At 73.1% G+C, this 18,868-nt stretch carries 11 protein-coding genes; 4 read left to right on the top strand and 7 right to left on the bottom strand.

Features of this window, described 5'->3' with window-relative positions; translation table 11 throughout:
• The first annotated feature begins 82 nt into the window (after window positions 1–82).
• Entirely contained in the window at window positions 83–1,717 is a 1,635-nt protein-coding gene (locus WMF26_RS24215; RefSeq protein WP_438002217.1) for a protein kinase domain-containing protein, read from the top strand.
• A gap of 18 nt (window positions 1,718–1,735) precedes the next feature.
• Here the strand turns inward: WMF26_RS24215 and WMF26_RS24210 are convergent, their stop codons facing one another.
• A complete protein-coding gene (locus WMF26_RS24210; RefSeq protein ID WP_438002216.1) occupies window positions 1,736–2,692 on the bottom strand; it encodes a LysR family transcriptional regulator in 957 nt (318 codons plus the stop codon).
• 160 nt (window positions 2,693–2,852) lie between these two features.
• Here WMF26_RS24210 and WMF26_RS24205 point away from each other — a divergent pair, with 160 nt between their 5' ends.
• Window positions 2,853–3,707: an SDR family oxidoreductase gene (locus tag WMF26_RS24205; RefSeq protein WP_061625151.1), complete on the top strand. Its 855-nt coding sequence runs from the start codon at window positions 2,853–2,855 to the stop codon at window positions 3,705–3,707.
• Window positions 3,708–3,731: 24 nt separating this feature from the next.
• Here WMF26_RS24205 and WMF26_RS24200 read toward each other — a convergent pair whose 3' ends face one another.
• Window positions 3,732–4,676, bottom strand: a complete 945-nt coding sequence (locus WMF26_RS24200) for a bifunctional methylenetetrahydrofolate dehydrogenase/methenyltetrahydrofolate cyclohydrolase (protein ID WP_438002215.1) — start codon at window positions 4,674–4,676, stop codon at window positions 3,732–3,734.
• Between the two features lie 266 nt (window positions 4,677–4,942).
• Window positions 4,943–5,749: a hypothetical protein gene (locus WMF26_RS24195; RefSeq protein WP_438002214.1), complete on the bottom strand. Its 807-nt coding sequence runs from the start codon at window positions 5,747–5,749 to the stop codon at window positions 4,943–4,945.
• A 692-nt stretch (window positions 5,750–6,441) separates the two neighbouring features.
• On the opposite strand from WMF26_RS24195, the gene WMF26_RS24190 reads away from it, so the two are divergent.
• Window positions 6,442–11,370, top strand: coding sequence for an MG2 domain-containing protein (locus WMF26_RS24190; RefSeq protein WP_438002213.1), 4,929 nt, complete (start codon window positions 6,442–6,444; stop codon window positions 11,368–11,370).
• A 52-nt stretch (window positions 11,371–11,422) separates the two neighbouring features.
• Here the strand turns inward: WMF26_RS24190 and WMF26_RS24185 are convergent, their stop codons facing one another.
• Window positions 11,423–12,994 (bottom strand): endo alpha-1,4 polygalactosaminidase, encoded by a 1,572-nt coding sequence (locus WMF26_RS24185; RefSeq protein WP_438002212.1) that lies wholly within the window; start codon window positions 12,992–12,994, stop codon window positions 11,423–11,425.
• 252 nt (window positions 12,995–13,246) lie between these two features.
• Between WMF26_RS24185 and WMF26_RS24180 the strand changes: the two genes are divergently transcribed.
• The gene (locus tag WMF26_RS24180; RefSeq protein ID WP_438002211.1) at window positions 13,247–14,776 is read left to right on the top strand and encodes a sigma 54-interacting transcriptional regulator; all 1,530 of its coding nucleotides are present in this window, start codon (window positions 13,247–13,249) and stop codon (window positions 14,774–14,776) included.
• A gap of 18 nt (window positions 14,777–14,794) precedes the next feature.
• On the opposite strand, the gene WMF26_RS24175 is transcribed toward WMF26_RS24180, so the two are convergent.
• From WMF26_RS24175 to WMF26_RS24165, 3 genes are all read right to left on the bottom strand, one after another.
• On the bottom strand, window positions 14,795–16,348 hold the full coding sequence (locus tag WMF26_RS24175) for a M12 family metallopeptidase (protein ID WP_438002210.1): 1,554 nt from the start codon (window positions 16,346–16,348) through the stop codon (window positions 14,795–14,797).
• Window positions 16,349–16,939: 591 nt separating this feature from the next.
• The gene (locus WMF26_RS24170; RefSeq protein WP_438002209.1) at window positions 16,940–17,794 is read right to left on the bottom strand and encodes a formylglycine-generating enzyme family protein; all 855 of its coding nucleotides are present in this window, start codon (window positions 17,792–17,794) and stop codon (window positions 16,940–16,942) included.
• A complete protein-coding gene (locus tag WMF26_RS24165; RefSeq protein WP_438002208.1) occupies window positions 17,794–18,864 on the bottom strand; it encodes a hypothetical protein in 1,071 nt (356 codons plus the stop codon). The genes WMF26_RS24170 and WMF26_RS24165 overlap by 1 nt, the downstream gene beginning before the upstream one ends.
• Window positions 18,865–18,868: the final 4 nt, after the last annotated feature.

The following is an 18,868-nucleotide window of genomic DNA, read 5'->3' as shown; positions in this document are numbered from 1 at the left end:
TTTGCTTCGTTGGGTGCGAGGCGGCCCGGAGCTCAGGCTCCCGGGGCCTCGGGGACGTCATCCCAGCGAGAGGCCGAGGCTCATGAGTTCGCTCGCAGAAGGCAGTGTCATCGCTGGAAGATACCGCCTCGAGCGGATGCTCGCGCGGGGCGGCATGGGGGCGATCTGGGTGGCCCGGCACGTCCAGCTCGACGCCGCGGTGGCGATCAAGCTCATGGCGCCCGAGTACGCCGCCTCGTCGACCGCGCGGGCGCGCTTCGAGCGCGAGGCGAGGGCGGCGGCGCAGCTCAAGATCCCGAACGTCGTCCACGTGCACGACTACGGGATCGAGGGCGAAACGCCGTTCCTCGTGATGGAGCTCCTCGACGGAGAGGACCTCGAGACGCGGCTCGCGCGCGAGGGGCGCCTCTCGCTGTCGGCCACGCTGAGCGTCGTCGCGCAGGTGTGCAAGGCCCTGCGCCGCGCGCACGAGACGGGGATCATCCACCGCGATCTCAAGCCGGCGAACCTGTTCCTCGCGCGCCAGGACGACGAGGAGATCGTGAAGGTCCTCGACTTCGGGATCGCCAAGGCCCAGGGCACGCTGCTCGCCGGCAAGGAGACGAAGACGGGCACGCTCGTCGGCTCGCCTTACTACATGAGCCCCGAGCAGGTGCGCCGGAGCAAGACCCTCGACTGGCGCAGCGATCTCTGGTCGGTCGGGGTGATCGCTTATCGCTGCGTCACCGGCAGGCTCCCGTTCCCGGGCGAGGAGATCGGCGAGGTGTTCGTGGCCATCTGCACGGAGGACGTCCCCCTCGCGTCCAGCCTCGCGCCGGAGCTCGGGCCCGAGGTGGACCGGTTCTTCTCGCGCGCGTTCATGCGCGAGCCGGAGCGCCGGTTCCAGAGCGCGAGCGAGCTCGCCGAGGCGTTCAGCGCGGCAGCCGCCTCGCCCGGGGCGGAGACCGGAGCCCCACGGCCGCCGGCGCCCGCGGGGGGCGCAAGCCCGGGCGTGATGGGGGCGAGCCCAGGCGCGATGGGGGCGAGCCCAGGCGCGATGGGGGCGAGCCCAGGCGCGATGGGGGCGAGCCCAGGCGCGATAGGGGTGAGCGCAGGCGCGATGGGGGTGAGCCCAGGCGCGATAGGGGTGAGCCCAGGCGCGATGGGGGTGAGCCCAGGCGCGATGGGGGCGAGCCCAGGCGCGATGGACTCGGACGGCGCGTTCCGATCCACGCTGCCGGCCGCCCCAGGGGCCCTCCCGTGGGGCGCGCCGGGCAGCGGCGCCGGCCCGGGAGGCGCACCGGCCTTCCAGGAGACCGCCAGCACCCTGGCGCCGTCCGGAAGCATCCTCGTCGTGCCGCCGGGCAGCGGCCGCCGCGGCTGGGTCCCGCTCGCCTTCGGCGCGAGCGTGCTCGCGCTGGGGCTCGTCACCTACGCCGTCCTCCGCGCCACCGCGCCGAGCGACGCGCCGGCGTCGCGACCCGATCCGGCGGGCTCGCCTGCTTCCGCGGCCGCGCAGCCCACCACACCGACCTCCGCGGCAGGGCCCTCGGCGGCGGCGACGGAGCCCTCGCCGCCGGCCGCTCCCAGCGCCTCCGCCGCGGCGAGCGCGCCTTCCACCCCCGCCGCGCCGACCAGCGCTTCCGCACCCGCGCCGCATTCACCAGCCCCACGGAGAGGCACCCCGCAGCCCGCCAGGCCGAGGACCGCTCCCGACGATCCCACCGATCACATGTGATCTCCTCGCGGGGGCTCCTCACGCGCTGCTTCGATCGGCGCCCGGCCCTCCCGCCCGCCGGCCGCGCAGCGCGGGACCCAGCCGCTCGCGCACGAGGTCGACGAACACCCTGACCTTCGGCGACAGGTGCCGCGTGCCGGGATAGACGACGTGGAGCGGCACGTCGGCCGGGCTCCACGCGTCGAGCACGCGCGAGAGGCGCCCCTCGCGCACGTCCAGCTCGCACCGCATGGCCGGCAGCGCCGCGATGCCCACGCCCGCGAGCACGATCCGGTGCAGCACCTCGAGGTTGTTCGCCGTCGCCCGCGGCGTCACGCGCACCTCCGCGCGCCGCGCGCCGCGGTGGAGCACCCACCGCGCGCCGGGCGGCTCCCCCGCGCGCGCCCCCGCGGACACGAGGACGTCGTGCCCCGCGAGGTCGGCCGGCGCGCGCGGGGCGCCGCGCCGCGCGAGGTACGCGGGCGCCGCCACGAGGTAGCGCGGAAGCGCCCCGAGGCGGCGCGCGACGAGCGAGGTGTCGCTGGGCGCGCCGAACCGCAGCGCCACGTCGAACCCCTCGGCGACGAGATCGACCACGCGATCGGTGCAGACCACCTCCACGCTCGCCTCGGGGTGATCGCGCAGGTACTCGGCGACCACGCCGCCGATCCACCCGAAGTGCAGCGGCGCCGTGATCCGCAGGAGCCCGCGCGGCCCGTCCTGCATCTGCGTCACCGTCCGGTCCGCCTCGTCGAGATCGGCCACGATGCGCGCGCAGCGCTCGTAATACGCCGCGCCGACGTCGGTGAGGCTGAGCTTGCGCGTGGTCCGCCGCAGCAGCTGCGCGCCGAGCCGCGCCTCGAGCTCGGACACCTTCCGGCTCACCGTCGACTTCGGCATCCCGAGCTCGCGCGCGGCCCGCGTGAAGCTGCCCGCCTGGACCACCCGGGTGAAGACAGCGATCTCGTTGAGGTCGGGCAGCATCGATTGTCCCATGTATGGAACGAGTCTTCCTACAGGTCCACACTAATCAAGCGCATGAAACAGTCGTAGGTTCGCCCCAGAACGGGTGGCTCGGCCCGGTCGAGAGCGCGATTCGGCGGCTCGACCGCGATTCACGGATCGATCCGAGGAGCCCACCTGGAAGGAGACACGCATGTACTTGGTCACGGGTGCCACCGGGAACGTCGGCAAGGAGCTCGTCGAGGAGCTCCTCGCCGCGGGCGAGAAGGTCCGGGTCTTCACGCGCGACGAGCGCAAAGTGGCCCACTGGGGGGCCAGGGTCGACAAGGCCGTGGGCGACCTCGCGCGACAGGACACGATCGCGCCGGCGCTCCAGGGCGTGAGGGCGGCGTTCCTGCTGCCGGTCGCGGAGGCCGACGGCATCGATCACGTCCGAGGCTTCCTCGCGGCGGCGCAGGCGAGCGGCGCGCCCCGCGTCGTCCTCCTGTCGAGCATCAGCGCCGGCGCGGCGGAGGTCGAGCTCGCCCGCCGCCACGCCGAGCGGGAGCACCTCGTCAGGTCGTCCGGGCTCCGCTGGACCTTCGTCCGCCCCGGCACGTTCATGTCGAACACCTTCCAGTGGGCCCGGTCCATCCGGGCCGAGCGCGTGGTCTACAACCCGCACGGGGACGGCAAGACCGCGCCCATCGCGCCGCGCGACATCGCCGCGGTCGCCGCGCGCGCGATGACCACGGAAGAGCTCCTGGGACAGGCGCTGGAGGTGACGGGCCCCGAGCTCCTCAGCACGCCGGATCAGGTCGAGATCCTCGCACGCGTCCTCGGCACGCCGCTCCGGCGCGTGGATGTCCCGGTCGAGGCCGCCCGGCGGAGGATGATCGAGGCCGGGGCCCCCGCGTCGCTCGCCATGGCCGTCGGCGAGCTCATGGAGCGCATCCGCGCGGGCAAGGGCGCCTTGCAAACCGACACCGTCGAGCGCGTGACGGGGCGGAAGCCGAGGACCTTCGAGGCCTGGGCGCGCGAGCACGCGCGGGTGTGGGCCGGGGGCTGACGCGAGCGAGCGCGGGCGCCGGGCTCACCCGGTCGGGTGGGTGTTCTTGTAGAGACGCAGGCTGTTGCGGATCGCCATCGTCACGGTCATGGGGCCGACGCGCGGAACGAACACGCTCGCCTTGGTCTGGATGTCGTCGCTGAAGTTCTTGAAGGTGGAGAAATTGATGCAGAGGCTGCCCTCGCGGATCTCGGAGGCCTGCACGTGGGGGAAGCTCCGCGAAGGCACGCCGGTCACCACGATGTCCGCCTGCCGCAGCGCGCCTGCCCGGTCCACCATCGTCTCGTGCACCTCGTGCGTGCCGCCGGACGAGCTCGGGACGAAGAGCAGGGCACCGTCGATGTCGAACGAGGTCACGTGCGCTCCGTCATGCGCCATCATGCTCGCGAGCGGCCTCCCGACGACCTCGCTGCGGTTGAAGATGCACACGCTCCTGCCCTCGAGCGGCCGCTCGCCCTGGCCGAAGAAGCCGGCCGCCTCGACGAGCTTGAGGATGGCCAGCGGCGTGCAGGGCAGGATCGCCTTCTTCGTCTTCGCCTCATCCAGGAAACGCTGGTTCCCGTACAGGCAACGTGCCCAGTACGTGTGGAGCCCCTCGATGTCCTTGGACGGATCGACGCTGTCCCGCAGATAGACGTCCTGCTCCGTGCCGAAGATCGGGTAATAGACCATGATCCCGTGCACGCCCGCGTCCTCGTTCGCCGAGCGGATGGCGGACTCCGCGCTGAGCCGCGTGGCGTGGCGGATCTCGAAGCGCACCCCCACGTCCTCGCACGCCTTGCGCGTGTACTCGGCATACGTGTACGAGGGCCCGTGATCCGCCGCGAGCACACCGACCAGGAACAGCGGCTCAGGCAGGGCGGCGAGCTCCGCCCGGATCTCGCGACGGAACGTCTCGGCCACCGCGCTCGGATCGAGAACCCTGGTCGCGCCCGTGTCCCGGCTCGGCGGCTTGTCGTGTGGATCCATCGGGGGGCGGAGACGAGCACGCGCCAGCATCGATGTCAAGGCTCCGACGGTCAGCTCTCTCTCTCTCGGCCGGCGCGAGCTCGACTCGGACGCTCCCTGGCATGGAGTCCCGCGCCGCCCTCTTCCTGGCCTCTTCCTGGCCTCTTCCTGGCCCTGAGCGCGCGAGCGCGGGCCTCCTCCACGAGCGCGCGAGGGCCGGGAAGAGGGCGCGCCGAGAGCGGCGCTCCGGTCGAGAGGAGCGTCGGTGAGCGGCCCGGCGCGCGCGCTCAGCGGGAGGGGCGCTGCCGCTCCGCCGCCGCGGCCGCGCCCGCGTCGACGGGCTCGGCGGCGCGGCGGCCTTCGGCCTCGCCGGGGCCGCTCGCGCCGGGGACGTTGAGGACCATTCCGCCCTTGTCGCGCAGCTCATCGACGAAATCCGCGCCGAACACCTCCTCGGGCGTGTCTCCGTCGAGGCCGCCCATGCCCGAGAGCCCCTCGAGGTCCGCGAGGTTCCCGTCGCGGCGCCTGGGCGCGGGGCGCGACCGCAGGACGTCGTCCCGGGTCACCGTCAGCGCCACCACGTCCTCGCGCATCACGTCGATCCACGACGCGGGGAAGTCGGCCTCGGCGCCCGCCGGGCCGCGCACGCGGAGCCGCGAGATGTCATTGCCGGGGTCGTTCGCGCCGATGCCCACGAGCTGCACCTCGGCCTCATCGGCGGTCATCACCCGCGTCTCGGGGCCGAGCTCGACCGTGTCGTCGGTGACCCCCAGCGCCTCGTCCAGCGCCTGCCTCTGCTCGGGCGGCTGCGGGACGAGCGAGGTGTCGACCCGGCCCGCCGGCTGCGCCGTCGTCCGCCCCTCGTAGTACCGAGGCAGCGAGAGGAGCTCGTCTCGCCCCGGCCGCAGGCGCAGCTGGCCCCCCGCCGTGCCCTGCACGAGATCCATCGAGACCAGGAGCTCTTCGCTCGAGAGGGGCGAACGGAGCACCACATGGGTCAACACGCCCCGTTCCCGGTCGACAAGGACCCGGTCGAGCACGCCCGCGTCGAGGCCGCCTCCCGCGATCACGGGCATATCGAAGTCGATCTGCATGGTTCCTCCTGAGCGAAGCGCCTCTTGCTCGAACGGGAGCCTTGGACGCTCGGACGCCGATGTCCAGGGGAGCGCCGGCGAGCGTCCGCCCCGGCGCAGGAACATCGCCGGCGCGCCGTCCGCCTCGCGCACCGCCGCCGATGTCGCGCGCCGAGCGGGCGACCCCGTCCCATGGGCCGGGCCCGCGTGATGTCATGGAGGGGGCGAATGCGAACACGCGATCTCGATAGGCGATGTGGCCAAGACCAGCTGTCCTGTGCACGGCCATCGGATCGGTCGTGGTCAACTTTGCCCAGAGAGAGTCCACATGAAGGCGGGAAGGCGGGAAGATCATTAAGGTTTTCTTCCAGCCTTCCCGCCTTCATGTTCAATTTTGACCACTGCTATCGGCTGCTGCTGCGCCGCCACCATCGATGACGCGCGAGGCGCTTCACGGCGGCCGCGCCTTGCGACCCGCGCCACGTGCGGCCGCGACGCGCCGCCGTCGCCCCCGCCGCGAGCGCGGGGCCCGCCCCCACGAGAGCAGCGCCGGACGCCCCCCGGGAGCCGGATCCGGGGCACAAGGTGGCACAGCTCCCGGGACGACCCGCGTCTATTCCCGCGAAATTACTGCTTCGATAACCTGGTACATCCCATGCAACCTACGCGCCGGCCGCTGGGGTGTGCCAGCGCCGTTCGGGAGGACTGGATTCATGCGCGCACGCTTCGATGCATTTCGCCGACGCTGGAGCTCACCCCACCTGCTGGCCGCGCTGGCGCTGGCGCTCGCGGGCGCGGGCGCGGGGGCGGCTTGCTCCTCCGATGAGGAGGCAGCGCCGCCCTTCGGCCGCCCCGATCAGCCGCGGAACGGCACGATCGAGATCGACGAGGCGAAGCTGCGGGGCGTGATCGAGGAGGGCGACCTGCTCCTCCAGATCCCGGTGCGCAACCTGACCGCCGGGGCGACGCGCGGCCACCTGCGCGTGACGCTCGTCGATCTCGGCGCCGACAAGGAACAAGGCACGACCGAGGTCGACGTGGACATCTCGAGCTCGGCCGCGGCGACCGCGGAGGCGCGCCTGCAGGCGCCCGCCGTGAGCGACCAGCCGGGGCTCGCGCGCTACCTCGTCCGCATCGACGACGGGTCGGAGGAGGGGCTGCTCGTGACGCGGAGCCTGCTGCGCGTCATCCCGCCCTACGACGTGCAGCTCGAGGGGCCGGCGCGCGTGGTGCGCGGGCGCGCGGCGAGCTACCGCGTGCGGGCGACGGACGCCTTCAGCCACCAGCCCGTGCCGAGCGTGGAGGTCGAGCTCGCCGTGGGCGAGGGGGCCGCGGCGCGGGAGCTCCGCGGGACGACCGACGCGCTGGGCGCCGCGGTGTTCGAGGTGGAGCCCGGCGACATCGGCGATCTCCCCGTCGCCGCGCGGGCGCTCGGCTTCGGCGTGAGCGCGGTCGTCGACGAGCAGGTCACCGTCGAGGGTCCCGGCCCGAAGCTGCTCCTCACCACCGACAAGCCGCTCTACAAGCCCGGCCAGACGATCCACCTCCGCGCGCTCGCCCTCGAGCGGGGGAACAACGCGCCGCTCGCCCGAGAGCCGGTCACGTTCGAGGTGGAGGACGGCAAGGGCAACAAGATCTTCAAGAAGCCGATCGCGACCGACGCCTTCGGCGTGGCCGCCACGACGTTCCAGATCGGATCGATCGTGAACGTCGGCGAGTTCAAGGTGCGCCTCGTGAGCGGCGAGACCACGACGGAGAAGATCGTCACCGTGGGGCAGTACGCGCTGCCGAAGTTCGAGGTCGCCGTGAAGACCGACCGGCCCTGGTACAGCGCGGGCGACACGCTGACCGGCACCATCGACGCGCGCTACTTCTTCGGCAAGGACGTCGCCGGCGGCAGCGTGACCATCGAGGCGGCGTCGCTGGACGTCGGTCAGACGACGTTCCAGCGCATCATGGGCACGCTCGACGCCAAAGGGCATTACGGGTTCAGCCTGACGCTGCCGCAGCACCTCGCGGGCCTGCCGCTGGAGCAGGGCGACGCGGCGGTGACGCTCACGATCACCGTCGCCGACACGGCGGGGCAAGAGGTCACCAAGGCAATCCCGGTGAAGGTCGCCGCGGACGTCGCCTCCCTCGTGCTCGTGCCCGAGGCGCGCGAGCTCGTCCCGGGGGTCCCGAACACCCTGCTGCTCTTCGTCACGGATCCGCTCGGCGAGCCCCTCCCCGAGATCGATGCGGTCATCACGGCGCCGGACGGCGCGCGGCTCACCGCGCGCACCGACGCCTTCGGCCAGGCCGCGGTGAGCTTCACCCCGCCGCCGGGCGCGGCGGACGGCGAGTTCTCGGTCCGAGCGACGGTCGGTGAGAAGGCGGTGCAGCAGAAGTTCTCGTTCGCGGCCCAGGCGGGCGGCGAGCACCTGATCGTGCGCACCGATCGCGCCGTGTACGAGGCCGGCGAGACGATCGAGGTCGCCATCGAGTCGAGCGAGGAGACCGGGAGCGTCTATGTCGACTGGCTGAACGACGGCCAGGCGGTCGACATGCGCTCTCTCGAGCTCGAGGGCGGGCGCGCCCGCTTCAGCATGCCGGTCGACGCTGGGCTGCTCGGCAACAACCGGGTCGAGGCGTACCTGGTCGACGACGACGGCAACCTGGTGCGCTCGGGCCGCACCGTCTTCGCGCGCGGCGACTCGGCGCTGAACATCGAGGTCGACGCCGACAAGCCCCTGTACGCGCCGGGAGAGACGGCGACGCTGCGGCTCTCGGTCAAGGACGACGCCGGCAACCCGAAGGTCGCGGCGGTCGGCGTGCAGGTGGTCGATCAGGCCGTCTTCGCGCTTGTCGACGCGCAGCCCGGGCTGCTCCGCACCTATTTCGAGCTGGAGGACGAGTTCGCGAAGCCGAGCTACCAGATCCGCGGCCCCTCGGCGAACCTCCAGAACCTCCTGTTCAGCGCGACCGCGAGCGAGGACCCCGAGCAGGCCGAGGCCGCGCAGCGCACGACCCAGGCGTCGCTCGCCGCGCTCGCCGGCACGTCGGTGACCGGCCTCCAGGCGCGCACGTGGCCGGCCGTGCTGGCGAAGGTGAAGACCGAGCTCGAGCCGTTCTACGAGCGCCAGAAGGGCGCGCTCCGGCCCGTGCTCGCCGAGGCCGCGGCGGTCGCCGTGGAGGACGTTCGCAAGCTCGGCTGCGATCCAACGCAGTACTACTGCGACGGGCAGGGCGAGGTCGCCGCGCTGTTCGCGGGCCGGATGGCCGAGCACCTCCGCGCCTTCGACGTGTGGGGCAACGCGTACCGGGTGAGCTCCACCTGGAGCGGGCTCACGGTGCTCTCGTCGGGGCCCGACGAGGTCGCGCAGAGCGCGGACGACGCGGCGATCGCGTTCGAGTTCGCCGATCTCGGGGTGGACGTGCCCGCGCCGAATTGGCCCGAGGCCGCCGAAGGCGACGGCGACTGGGCCAACGGGGGCGCCAGCGCCGGGGCGGGCGGCGGCGGCGTCGTCGGGGACCCCGGCGGCGGCGGCGAGAGCGGGCCGCGCGTCCGGCGCGAGTTCCCGGAGACCCTGTATGTCAACCCGAGCGTGATCACGAACTCCGACGGCACGGCGACCCTGAGCATCCCGCTCGCGGACAGCATCACCGAGTGGCGGCTCTCCGCGCTCGCGAACTCGGCCGACGGCAAGCTCGGCGGCGTGCAGAGCGGCTTCAAGGTGTTCCAGGACTTCTTCGTCGACGTGAGCTTCCCGGCCACGCTCACGCGCGGCGATGAGGTCGAGTTCCCGATCGCCGTCTACAACTACCTCGAGACGCCGCAGACGGTCGATCTCAGCCTCCAGCCGGGGAGCTGGTACACCGCGCTCGGCGCGACGACCGCGCAGGTGTCGCTCGCGCCGGGCGAGGTGCGCGGCGTCCGGTTCCCCGTGCGCGTGGACACGGTGGGCGTCAACGCGCTCACGGTCACGGCGCGGGGCACCGAGGGCGCCGACGCCGTGGCCCGCACCGTGCGCGTGGTCCCGGACGGCAAGCCGTTCGCCGAGAGCAAGTCCGGGATGGTCGAGGCGGGCAGCGTCACCCACGCGCTGTCGTTCCCCGAGGGCGCGGTCGTCGGCTCGAACCAGCTCTATCTCGAGATCTACCCCGCGTTCCTGTCGCAGGTCGTGAGCGGCATGGACAGCATGCTCCAGGTGCCGTCGGGCTGCTTCGAGCAGACCACCTCGACCACCTGGCCCAACGTGCTCGTGACGCAGTACATGAAGCAGACGGGTCAGATCACCCCGGAGATCCAGATGAAGGCCGAGTCGCTGATCTCGGCGGGCTACCAGCGCCTGCTCACCTTCGAGCACGCCGGCGGCGGGTTCTCGTGGTTCGGCGAGCAGGACGGGCACCCGTACCTGTCGGTCACCGCGTTCGGCGTCATGGAGTTCGCCGACATGATCAAGGTGCACGCCGTGGACGAGGCGATGCTCGCCCGCACCGTGGCATGGCTCGCCGGCCAGCAGAAGACGGACGGCACGTGGGAGGGCGATCAGACCGAGTTCTTCAGCTTCCACACGGGCACGCTCCGCAACAGCGCCTTCGTGCTCTGGGCGCTCGCGAGCGCGGGGTACGAGGGGCCCGCGATCGCGCGGGGGCTCGAGTACCTGGGCAGGTCGTTGCAGCCGGCGACCGACGACCTGTACACGCTCGCCATCGCGGCCAACGCGCTCGCCGTGGCCGCGCCCTCCGGCGCGCTGACCGACCGGGTGCTCGACGCCCTCGACGAGCGCAAGACGGCCGAGGGGGGCGCGATCTTCTGGGACGACGGCGGCACGCAGACCGCGTTCTATGAGGTCGGGGACGACGCCAAGGTCACGACCACCGCGCTCGCGGCGCACGCGCTGCTCTCCGCGGACGCGCACCGGTCGAGCGCCGACGGCGGCGTGAAGTTCCTGACCGAGTCGAAGGACGCGAACGGCAACTTCGGCTCCACCCAGGCGACGATCTGGAGCCTGCGGACGCTGCTCCTCGCCGCGAGCAAGGGCAGCGAGGGCGCCGTGGGGTCGCTGGCCGTCGCGGTCGACGGCGAGGCGGTGAGCACCGTCGCCCTGCGCGAGGACCAGGCCGACGTCATGACCACGGTCGACCTCACGCACCTCGCGACCACCGGCGCGCACGAGGTCACGCTCGCGTTCGAGGGGGAGGGGAAGCTCAGCTACAACCTGGTGAGCCGCCACCACCTGCCCTGGAGCGCGGTCCCGAGCGACGGGGGAGGGCCGCTCTCGGTCAGCGTGAGCTACGACAAGACCGCGCTGTACGTGAACGACATCGTGACCGCGTCGGTGGACGTCCGGAACACGACGAGCTCGGCGCAGAGCATGATCCTCGTGACGGTGGGGCTCCCGCCGGGCTTCCAGGTCCTGACCGAGGATCTCCAGCAGTACATCGCGGCGGGCCAGCTCTCGAGGTTCGAGATCACGGGCAAGCAGCTGATCCTGTACGTGAAGGAGATCCCCGCGGGCGCCGCGGCGAGCTTCGATTACCGGCTGCAGGCGACGATGCCTGTCCGGGCGGAGGACGGCGGCGCCGAGGTGCACCCGTATTACCAGCCGGAGCAGCAGAGCTTCTCCGGAGCGCAGGTGCTGGAGGTGAGGGGGGAGTGAGCGGCTGACGGGCGACGGCGCTGGCCGCCGGTGGGCGGCCAGCGCTCGCGGATCAGGGGCAGGCGACGCGCCAGGCGTCGAGATCGAGCCGCTTGATCAGCGTCGAGAGCCCGAGCGGCTTCGTGTCGGCGCAGACGGCGTTCGCCTGCGACGCGGCGACGTACTCCGCGTGGAAGACCGCCTTGCCGGCGCGGATGAACGGCGTGAGCATCTCGCACTCGTCGTACGCGTGGCACTCCTCGTTGAGCGCCCAGTCGAAGTGTCCGACGAGGTCCCTCACCTGATCGAGGTCGTTCTTCAGGCCGATGGACAGCCCGCGCGCGTGCGCCTCGGCGGCCAGGAAGCGGTTGTAGTCGAGCTGCGTCGCCGCGGTGAGCGGGAAGCCGGAGCCGTTGGTGTAGCCGTCGACGTTGTCGGGCTCCACGCCGTCGCAGCGCTTCTGCACCGCCAGGTCGAGCCGGGCCTTCATGACGTCGCGCACGCCGGCGCTGCGGGTGTCGAGCCACCGCTCGCCGGGCCACCCGTCGAGCGGGTTGCCGAGCGCCGCGGCGGGGAACCTCGACGCGTCGCTGCGCCAGTCCTCGGAGCTCCCCGCGCTGAAGTAGCAGATCACCTTTTTCCCGGCCGCGCGCAGGGCGTCGATGGTCGCCTGCGGGGCCTCGAAGAGGTCGATATCGTACATGGCGACGTCCAGGCTGGTGTCGATGGTGCCCGTGAGCTGCCACTGCCACGTCGTCCCCGGGGCGGGCACCCAGACGCCGGTACCGCCACCGGAGCCGCCGGAGCCGCCGGAGCCGCCGCTGCCGCCGGAGCCGCCGCTGCCGCCAGAGCCGCCGCTGCCGCCGGAGCCGCCGCTGCCGCCGCTGCCGCCGCTGCCGCCGCTGCCGCCGGAGCCGCCGCTGCCGCCAGAGCCGCCGGAGCCGCCGGAGCCGCCGGAGCCGCCGCTGCCGCCAGAGCCGCTGCTGGTCGCACCGCCGCTGCCGGTCGAGCCGCCGCCGGTCGCGCCCGTGAGGACGAGATGGTCGAGCTGCGAGCTGTCGGCGGAGCTGGCCGTCGCATACCGGATCTTGAGCGCCCCGCCCGACACGAACCTCGCATGAGGCGCCGGCAGGCTCAGGCTCGCGCTCGTCCAGGACCAGTCGCCCGCGAACGCGTTGTCGCCGATCGGAACCCACGCGCCGGCGGCCGCGTCCCAGGCCTCGAAGGTCCAGCGCATCGCCGACTTCGCCGGGCCGCGGTAGTTGACGCCCAGCGCGAGCGACGAGAGCTGCGCCGCCGACGTGCCCGCGGGGAGCGCGTACTCGCACGTCGCGCTCGTCCTCGGCGCGAACTCGACGTATTTGCTCCACACGTCCTGCTCGCCCGTGAGATCGGCCGTCGCGAGCGCGGCGGCCGTCTGCCCGGCGCCGATCCTGCCGCGGCTCACCGTCAGCTTCGAGCACGCCATCGTGAAGGCCCCGCTGACCGCGTCGCCGCTCGCCCCCGAGGCGACCTCCGCGTCGACGGCGGGATCCGCGCCGCACCCGGCGGCGGCGAGCGCGGCGGTGAAGCACACGACGGCGTGGGCGCGGCAAAGCGCGCTGCGGATCGCGAGAGCGGACGCCGGACGGCTGGAATAAGTCATGGATTCTCTCCTGGTTCGTGGGCTCGTGAAGCTCGGCGCACGTCGGCGCAGGGCGTCTCGCGACGCACCGGTCCCCGCGATGGCTCCCGGCGACGGCGGCTCCCGCATCGTCTCCGTGCGCGCCGGAGCGGCATTGCAAGGCGGAGGCCAGCGCGCGGCCGGCGCCTCTCCCCGCGATCTCGCGCCCGCGCCGCGCGGCGCCGTCGCTGAGGGTTGCGCAAGCTTCGTACACGTGCGCATCCTTCGGACGGCATGGCGGAGCGAGATCCTCGTCGACAGCCGGCCCCTCCGTCCGGCGAGGCGCCGCCGCCCCTCGGGGCCGAGGTCGCGACCGAGCTCGAGGCCGCGGAGGGCGCCGGAGGCCGGACGCCGCAGGGGCAGGCGTCGCTCATCGTGCGCACCGGCGACGGCGCGGCGCGGGTCATCGACCTGACCGACGGCGACGCGGTCGCGATCGGGCGCGCGCCGGAGTCGACGGTCTGCGTGGACGACCCCCGCGTCTCGCGCAACCACGCGCGCATCGCGCGGCGCGGCGACGCCCTCGAGCTCATCGATCTCGGGAGCCGCAACGGCACGTCGGTGAACGGCGCCGCCGTGCGCGGGGGCGAGCGGCTCCTCGCCGGCGGCGACGTGATCCGCGTCGGCCCGGCCGAGATCGTCGTCGCGATCGCCGCGCCAGCGCTGCTCTCGCGGCCCGCGCCGGCGGAGGTCGCGCCGGCCGGGGCGGCGGACGCGCTCTCCGGCGCCGGCTTCGTCGTCGCGGACGAGGCGATGGTGAAGGTCTTCCAGGTGGTGCAGCGCCTCGCGCGCGCCCAGACGACGGTCCTCGTCCTCGGCGAGACGGGCGCGGGGAAAGAGGTCGTCTCCGAGCAGATCCACCGCGCGAGCCCGCGCGCCGGCGGCCCGTTCGTCCGGCTCAGCTGCGCGGCGCTGCCCGAGACGCTGCTCGAGAGCGAGCTCTTCGGCCACGAGAAGGCGGCGTTCACCGGGGCCGATCGCCGCAAGATCGGCTATTTCGAGGCGGCGCAGGGCGGCACGCTGCTGCTCGACGAGGTCGGCGAGCTGCCCCTCGCCATGCAGGCCAAGCTGCTGCGCGTCCTCGAGAGCCGGCGCATGGCCCGCATCGGCGGCACGCAGGAGATCGAGCTCGACGTGCGCGTCGTGTGCGCCACGCACCGGGATCTCCCGGCCGAGGTGGCGGCCGGGCGGTTCCGGCAGGATCTCTACTATCGCATCAGCACGTTCGTCCTCCGCGTCCCGCCGCTCCGCGAGCGGCGCGCCGAGATCGCGCTGCTCGCGCACCGCTTCGCGCAGCAGGTCGCCGAGCGCATGGGGGAGCCGGCGCCGCGGTTCGCGCCCGCCGCGATGCGGCTGCTCGAGGCGCACGCGTGGCCCGGCAACCTGCGCGAGCTGCGCAACGCGGTCGAGCACGCCGTGGTGCTGGCCGAGGGGGGCGTCATCGAGGTCGAGCACCTGCCGGCCACCGTGGCCGGAGCCGACGCGGCGCCGGCGAGCGTGGGCGCGCCGGCGAGCGTGGGAGCACCGGCGAGCGTGGGGGCGCCGGCGAGCGTGGGGGCGCCGGCGAGCGTGGGAGCGCCGGCGAGCGTGGGGGCGCCGGCGGAGGGCGCGCCGATGCCGGCGCGCCTCGCCGAGCTGGAGAAGAAGAGCATCGAGGACGCGCTCGCCGCCGAGGGGAACAACCAGACGCGCGCGGCGAAGCGGCTCGGCATCTCCCGGCGCGCGCTGCTCTACAAGCTGGACAAGTACAACCTCCGGCGGTGAGCGCGGGAGCGTTGCCCCTCAGCGCCAGTGGAAGTCCCAGTCCTGGTTGGCCGCGTCTGGCCAGCACGGGTACATGCCGACCTGCGCGCCGGGATACGAAGCGCCGCCGAAGATATCGACGCACTGCCCGAGCGACTTGATAGGACCGTTCAGGTAAAAGTACTCGTTGTAGAGGCCCTGGCCGCAGCCGTCCCACAAGATGATGGGGGACCCCGGTACGGGCATGCCGCCGGACACGTTGAGGCAGCGGTCGACGGCGAACGTGGCCTTGATCTCGCCGGCGAGGAAGCTCAACGTCTGGTACGATGCGGTGTTGATGCACGGCTTCAGCGTCGGCCGCGTGCCGAGGGCCGGGGTGCCGGGCGGCACGTCGACGCAGAGGTTGGTGCCGGTCAACTGCAGCCTGCTCGTCGCCGTCGCCGTCCAGCGCTCGCGCGTCGACGGCACCTCGCCGCAGCGGCGCACCTCGAGCATCGCGCCGGCTGTCGTGCCCGTGGCGACGACGCACATGTTGCCCATGGCCCGCAGGCGCATGCCTTCGAACGAGAACAGCTCGTTGGGCGCGCCATCGATCAGGCCCCACGAGATGAGCGGCGTTCCGGAGGTCGGCGAGACCACGCCGCCGCTGACGTTCATGGCGAGCATCTCTCCGTCGAGGGTCGCCCGGAGGTGGTTCCCGCCGGAGGAGTGCGGCAGCTTCGACCATGTGTCGTTGGGGGCGTTCATGCACTGCCACGCGAGGAGGTTCTTGCCCCACTCGGCCGTGCCGCCGTCGATGTTCAGGCAGCGGCCTCCGAGCCCCACGATCGAGCCGCCGTGCTTGCGCCCATAGACGTTCTGTGCGCCGATGACGTCCCAGGGAGACAGCGTCCGACTCGTGTCGGCCAGATTGCCGCAATACGTGGCCGCCATGATCGAGTCGGTGTCGGCCACCGGCGTCGCTTTGCTGGCGCCGGCGTGGGCGACGCCGCAGTAGCCGCTCGGCAGGCAGACCTTGCCGTCTCCGCTCGCGCACTGGGCATTGGACGTGCATTTCATGCATTGCCCCGTCCAGTCGTCGCGGTCGAACTCGTGCGAGAAGCCGAGCGCGTGTCCGAACTCGTGCATGGCGACGACCTCGACGCGGCTGTCGGTCGTGTCGAGCGTCATGTGCCGCGCGCTGCTGGGCCCCGGATAGCCCACCCCGCTGTGGCTGCCGCCTCCCGCGGTGAGGTGGACGACGAGATAGCCGTTCGTGTTCGAGCCGCAGGGGCCCCAGTCTTCGAACTTGATGTCTGCCGCCCGCTGCCACGAATTGTCGACCGCGTCGCGGGCTCGAGCGAAGTACTGGAAGCGCCGCTCTCGCTCGGCGTTGGGCACCACGTCGTCGATACGGTAACACACCGGCACCCAGCCGCCGGGCCAGGGGGTGCCGACCAGCTGGAGCGCGTCGTGGGTCGACGCGATCGGCTCCTCGTTCGCGGCCGCTTCGTAGCCCGGCTCGCTCGGTCCGCAGCCGGCGAGGGCGGCGGAGATCGAGGCGATGGAGGCGGCGGCATGGCGCATGACGAGCGATGCAAATTTATGTTTCATCGAATGTGTCCTTCGTTCTTCTGGCTGCATGAAAGCGAATTTGTGTTTCATTGAATATGTTCTTCGTTTTGCTGGCTGCATGAGATCGGATTTGTGTTTTATTGAATGTGTTTTTCGTTCTGGTGGCTGTATGAGATGTCGAATCGAATCGCACGGGCCGGCGAGCGCTCGGACGCGCCGAGCGCAACGGCTCCGCGCTGGATGAGGGAGCTCGCGGGCGGCGTGAGCCCGACGTGGCTGGACTCGAGCAAGGCTGTTCCGAGCCTCGCCAGTCGGCCTGCGCCGGGCGGGATCGCCGCGAGCGCCTCACCGTCGTCGAGAGAGGTTTATGCGCGCCGCCCGCCGCGGCTGACATCGCGTGTCGTCGCCTTCATCGCTCGCTCCCCGGCGGCCGCGCCGCTGCCGGCCCGAGGCGCCCCGCCGGGAGGGCGCTCCTCGGCGGGGTCACGCTCGCAGGTGTCCTTCAGCCCCCGGATGCGCGCCCGATCGAGGCCCTCGGCCCGCGGCACGCAGCCAGCGCGCTCCGTCGCCGTCGGAATTCGTACCGCCCGGTCAGCGAGCCCTGGCGAGGTTCCTCGCGCGCGCCGCTAGCTAGCCGCTACAGCAGCGGAACCCGATCGTGTGATCCGTGTCGGCGCGCTCCCGCACGTCGCGCGCGTCGCACCGGAGCTCGTCGGGCGAGCCCCCGCTGTCGAACGCTCCGCCCCGCGTCCGGCACAGGTCGCCTGGGCCGGTGTCGTCCGAGCACGCGTCTTCCCACTCGCGGACGTTGCCGCTCATGTGCTGCAGGCCGAAATAGCCGCCCTCGCACGCCATGCTGTCGTCGTCGCCGACCGGCACGGTCGCCACCCCGTCGCCGTTGCAGTGCTCCGTGTCGAGCTCGCCGGTGGAGTGTTGGAGCGTGCCTCCGTGGCTGCACGCCTCGAACCACTCGCCCTGCGCCGTGTCGCCGCCGTAGGGCAGCGGGCCGCCGTGGATCTCGCCGCAGAGGCGCTTGCCGAGGCTCTTGCAGTAAGCGCGGGCGTCGCACCAGTCGACGCAGGTGGCGGGGTGCAGATCGTCCTCGCTGCGCGTCTTGCACACGTCGGGCGCGCCGGGCCCGGTGTCGAACGCGAAGCTGTCGTTGAACAGGCAGAACGGCTCCTGCGCGGCGACGTCCGGCTGCGCGGCGAGGAAGGCGCGGTAGGCGGCGTTCGACACCTCGGTCCGGTCGACGCAGAACGAGCTCTCGATCGTCACCATGCCGACGGGGCACTGGCAGACGTCGGTGACGCACGAGGACGTCGCGCAGTCGGCGTCGGCCTCGCAGGGCTGGCCGTACAGGCACGAGGCGTTCGCGGCGCCCGGCTCGCAGGTGAGGCCGTGCAGCGGGCGCACGAGCGTGCACGCCGAGGCGAGGGCGGCCGCGAGGGCGGCCGCGGCGGCGTGGGCCGGCCGGAGGCGCATCAGAAGGCCCCCTCGACGCCCGCGGCGGCGCCGCCGACGAACGGCCGCAGCGCCGGTCCGGGCGCGGCGGCGCCGGCGTTCGGCGCCCTCGCCGCGGCCGGCCGCGTCAGGTAGAGCCACGTCGCGGCGCCGAGGGCGAGGACGCCCACGCCGAGGCCGACGTCGGCGATCGCGTGCTGGACGCGGATGGCGCGCACGTCGTCGCCGGGGCAGCGCGGGGCGCACGTGGCGCGCAGGTCGGCCTCGGCGCTCAGCGAGAGCGCGCCGGCGACGGCGAACACGGCGAGCCCCGCGGCGCCGAGGGCGCCGGAAGCCCACACGAGCCCGGGGACCGCGGGCTCCTCAAACGGGGCGGCCGGCGGGGCGGACGGTGCGGGCCGCGCGGCCGTGGGCGCGGGCCGCGCGGCCGTGGGCGCGGGCGGCGCGGCCGTCGGCGCTGTCGGCGCGGGCGGCGCGGCTGTCGGCGCGGCCGTCGGCGCTGTCGGCGCGGCCGTCGGGGCGGGGGGCGAGCCGGTCGAGGCGGGCGTCGGCGCGGCCGCCGGCGGCGGCGGAGAGGCCGGCGCGCCGGCCGAGGATGCGCCCAGGGTCACGGTGATGGCGCGGTTCTTCTCGCCTTCGCGGATCAGCACGCGCTCCTCGACGGCGGGCCCCGACGCGGGCTCGTACCGGAAGGTGTGCGGGCCGGGATCGACCGGCAGCGCCTTGCCGTCGAGCGCCGCGGCGAGGGGGCGCCCGTCCACGAGCACGCGCACGTCGAGCCGCTCCCGCCCGTGCGCGTCCTTCGCGGCGATGACCACGGTGGGCAGGCTCTTCTCGACCTCGGCGAGCCATGGCCCGCAGTCGGCGACGGCGGCCGCCGGGCAGGTGGGCTGCGAGCAGGCGATGAGCGCCTCCCGCGCGGCGAGGAGCTTGCCGTCGCGGCGGAGGCCCTGCGCGCGCTCGTAGGCGGCGGCGCACGCCCGCTTGTGAGGTTGGGCGTCAGCGCGGGCGCCGGTGAGGGCGAGCGCCGCGGCGACGGCGAGGGCGAGCGGGCGCGCGGGCCGCGCGCGGGCGGGAGAGGGGGCGTTCATCGGG

It is taken from the genome of Sorangium sp. So ce185 (genome assembly GCF_051526825.1).
Taxonomy (GTDB): Bacteria; Myxococcota_A; Polyangia; order Polyangiales; family Polyangiaceae; genus Sorangium; species Sorangium cellulosum_D.
The sequence above is the reverse complement of the archived record's forward strand: the minus strand, read 5'-3'. Positions and strand labels throughout refer to the sequence as shown.